Here is a 1,417-nt window from a genome sequence, read left to right as displayed (position 1 = left end):
CGGTGCTTCAAGGGTCCTCATCATCGGATAGTGACTACAACTTCATTGCTGAGGATTTCTATGCCTTGAGCAAAACCTTAGATGAGTACGGCAAGCACTTTTTTGAATGCATTGCGTGGTTGATAGCGTCCAAGCGCATTGACTTGAGGGTTATTCGACCAAAAGCCGGCAGTGGCATATCTCATTACAAATCTGGGGTATTTCACGATGGACACCATAAGGTCAAGTTTAAGGGATCCTGCAACTTCACCGCTTCTGGCCTACTGCAGAACCTGGAAGAGCTAGATGTGAAGCTCTCCTGGAACAATGAGAGCGACGCCTTCACCGAATACGATGAAGTGTACGAGGCACTCTGGAATGGCACGAGTGACTATGCTGAGCTGATACCATTTGAGCAAATTGAGGAAGCCATCGTTCAGACTTACGGCGGTAAGGACTTGGAGGAGTTGCTCGTAGATGAGCATCGACTGGCCAATCAAAAAGCTAAACAGGCCAGGAGCGTATCGTATAAAGAAGCTCTTGATGGGGTCATAAAGGAGATTGAGGCTTACCGATTATCCCCCCGCTTCCCCTACTCGGCGGGTCCACGCGAGTATCAGAGAGAAGCTTATCAAAACTGGTTGGGTAACGGGTGTAAGGGAATATTTGCCATGGCCACTGGCACCGGAAAAACCATCACCTCGCTGAACTGCGTTTTAGAGGAATACAAGAAGCTTCGTTCCTACAAGACAGTCATCATTGTACCCACTACCGTACTAGTTGAGCAGTGGGAGAAAGAAGCTCGAAAATTCAACTTTCGCTCCATTGTCAAAGTCTCCTCCAAATCGAAGAATTGGCAAAGTGAGTTGAAGGAGGTAGTCATGCAGCTAAGCTATGGGGTCACAGCTTCGTACGTGGTTATTGTAACTTACAAATCCTTCTGTAAGGATCAGTTCCAAAGCCTTTTCAAGCGGTTACCAGCTGAAACCGTCTTAATTGCTGATGAGGCCCATAATATTGCTTCTCCGCAAATTGCAGCACTTCTTCCTAGCGTTCATTTGCAAAAACGCATTGGATTATCGGCTACTCCCAAGCGGGTGTACGACTTAGAGGGCTCCATTGAAATGGAGAAGTTCTTTGCCGACACAGATCCCTATACTTATAGCTTTACCATGGAGCGGGCCATTGCGGAAGGCATTCTGTGTCAATATTACTATTACCCCAGGCTCGTCAACCTGACGCCTAGCGAGCTTGAGGAATATATGCTCATCACTAGGAAGCTTTCCCGCTTTTATAACGGAGCCGAGGACAACTTGATAGCCTCGCAAGTGGTGCAGCAACTGCTGATGAAACGCAAGCGCATCATTCACAAAGCGCATGGGAAGCTAGGGGCCTTCAAGCAAATACTAGGTAACATCATTGAGCACCGGGGCAAGCT

Annotated in this window: 1 protein-coding gene; it reads left to right on the top strand. The window is 47.8% G+C overall.

What is annotated here, in order from left to right:
• Nucleotides 1-1,417, top strand: a 1,417-nt coding sequence (locus J4D97_RS22880; protein WP_208309614.1) for a DEAD/DEAH box helicase family protein, incomplete at both ends; no start/stop codon positions are given.

The sequence above is a fragment of the Hymenobacter defluvii genome, from assembly GCF_017589435.1.
GTDB lineage: Bacteria > Bacteroidota > Bacteroidia > Cytophagales > Hymenobacteraceae > Hymenobacter > Hymenobacter profundi.
This window is presented reverse-complemented; position numbering and strand designations above follow the sequence as displayed.